Annotated in this window: 2 protein-coding genes; both read left to right on the top strand. The window is 53.4% G+C overall.

Annotated features, from left to right (window positions below; translation table 11 throughout):
• Positions 1 to 957 (top strand): multiple monosaccharide ABC transporter permease (gene mmsB, locus ACVBEF_RS21000; RefSeq protein ID WP_447125839.1); only part of this gene is annotated, 957 nt, incomplete at its 5' end.
• A 99-nt stretch (positions 958 to 1056) separates the two neighbouring features.
• Positions 1057 to 2580, top strand: coding sequence for an IlvD/Edd family dehydratase (locus ACVBEF_RS20995; RefSeq protein ID WP_447125838.1), 1524 nt, complete (start codon positions 1057 to 1059; stop codon positions 2578 to 2580).
• Positions 2581 to 2634 lie beyond the last annotated feature (54 nt).

Below are 2634 nucleotides of genomic sequence, written 5' to 3'. Positions count from 1 at the left end.
ATATCAACGGCCACGAAACCGACAACCAAAAGCGCAACACCACCTTTGCAGAACTTGATGGTCAATCTTCACGTCAATTTTATCGTCACCATCATTCTGTGCCTGTTTGCCGGTGCCATCATCGGAGCGGCGCAAGGCTACTTTGTGGCGTATTTCAGAATCCCGGCATTCATCGTGACCCTGGCCGGGATGCTGGTATTTAAAGGTCTGACATTGGCCTTGCTTGATGGGCAGTCGGTCGGGCCGTTTCCTGATGCGTTCCAGCATCTGAGTTCCGGTTTTATCGCGGACCCACTCGGCGGTGTTGATCTGCGCACGACGTCATTACTGGTCGGTGTAGCGGTAGCGGTGATCATGATTATCACCAAATGGCGCGGTCGGGTAAGTCAAACTAAGCACGGCATGGAAGATGAGCCGCTGACGTTTTTTGTGATTAAAAATATTGTTTTTGCTGCCATCATTATTTCGTTCAGTTATTTGCTGGCGTCCTACAAAGGCATGCCCAACGTACTGATCATCATGTTTGTGCTGATGGTGATCTACACCTTTGTCGCCAATCGGACCACGATCGGACGTCGGGTGTATGCAGTGGGCGGTAACATCAAGGCCGCGCAATTATCTGGGATCAAAACTGCCCGTGTCTCGTTTTATACCTTCGTCAATATGGGGATGTTGGCGGCATTGGCCGGACTGATTTTTGCAGCACGCCTCAACACGGCGACGCCGAAAGCCGGTACCGGCTTTGAGCTTGACGTGATTGCGGCCTGTTTCATCGGCGGCGCATCGGCATCCGGCGGCGTCGGTAAAGTCATGGGCGCGGTGATCGGTGCCTTTGTGATGGGCGTGATGAACAACGGTATGTCGATCATGGGTATCGGGATTGATTACCAGCAGGTCATCAAAGGCCTGGTATTGCTGACCGCTGTGTGTGTCGACGTCTACAACAAAAACAAATAAATTCTCCATGCGTCCGGCCTGTGCCGGACGCTTCCAACCATTCAGTTGCAGCATGTATCCGTGAGCCGGAGGGTGCTGCACATCAAACGAAAGCCAATGATGACTATCGATAAAAAACGTCCACTACGCTCCGCCGAATGGTTTGGCACTAATGACAAAAACGGTTTCATGTACCGCAGCTGGATGAAAAATCAGGGCATTCCCGATCATCAGTTTCACGGAAAACCGATTATCGGTATCTGTAATACCTGGTCTGAATTGACACCCTGTAACGCGCATTTCCGCAAAATTGCGGAACACGTTAAGAACGGTATTTTGGAAGCAGGTGGTTTCCCGGTTGAGTTCCCGGTGTTCTCTAACGGCGAATCGAATCTGCGCCCGACCGCGATGCTAACCCGCAATCTGGCCAGTATCGATGTCGAAGAATCGATCCGTGGCAATCCGATGGATGCGGTAGTGCTGCTGGTGGGCTGCGACAAAACCACGCCAGCCTTGCTGATGGGTGCGGCTAGCTGCGATATTCCGACTATCGTGGTCACCGGCGGTCCGATGCTCAACGGTAAGCATAACGGCAAAGATATCGGCTCCGGCACGGCGGTATGGCAACTCAGCGAAGCGGTAAAAGCGGGCAAGATTACGATGCATGAATTCATGTCGGCTGAGGGCGGCATGTCACGCTCGGCCGGTACCTGCAACACCATGGGAACGGCCTCCACGATGGCGTGTATGGCCGAATCGCTCGGAACTTCCTTGCCGCACAATGCCGCCATTCCAGCGGTCGATTCACGCCGTTATGTGTTGGCGCACATGTCTGGCATGCGCATTGTTGAGATGGTCTGGGAAGACTTGCGCTTATCCAAAATTCTGACCCGTGCGGCGTTTGAAAACGCGATTCGCGTCAACGCAGCGATAGGCGGCTCGACCAATGCCGTGATCCATCTGAAAGCGATTGCCGGTCGTATCGGCGTCGATCTGGAACTGGAAGATTGGACCACGATAGGCCGCGGCACGCCAACCATTGTTGACTTGCAACCGTCGGGCCGATTCTTGATGGAAGAGTTTTATTACGCCGGTGGTTTGCCGGGCGTATTGCGTCGCCTTGGCGATGGCAATTTGCTGCCGCATAAAGATGCGCTGACGGTGAACGGCAAGACCCTTTGGGAAAACACGCTGGATGCGCCGGTGTATAACGACGAGGTTATTCGAACGCTGGATAATCCGTTGATCGCCGATGGCGGGATATGTATTTTGCGTGGCAATCTGGCCCCGCGCGGTGCAGTCTTAAAACCTTCTGCAGCCACACCGGCATTGATGCAGCATCGCGGTCGTGCCGTGGTGTTTGAAGATTTCAGTCATTACAAAACACGTATCAACGATCCTGAATTAGACGTCGATGCCAGCTCAATATTGGTGATGAAAAACTGTGGCCCCAAGGGTTATCCGGGCATGGCAGAAGTTGGCAATATGGGCTTGCCGCCTAAATTGTTGGCGCAGGGTGTCAAGGATATGGTGCGTATTTCAGACGCCAGGATGAGCGGCACCGCCTACGGCACAGTGGTGTTGCACGTCGCTCCGGAAGCCGCTGCTGGTGGTCCGCTGGGGATAGTGCAAGACGGCGACTGACTAAAGTTCTTGGTTACATTGCTTGGTTACATTAAATCGCACCACGGTTATTGA

The sequence above is a fragment of the Glaciimonas sp. GG7 genome (genome assembly GCF_052976905.1).
This window is presented reverse-complemented; position numbering and strand designations above follow the sequence as displayed.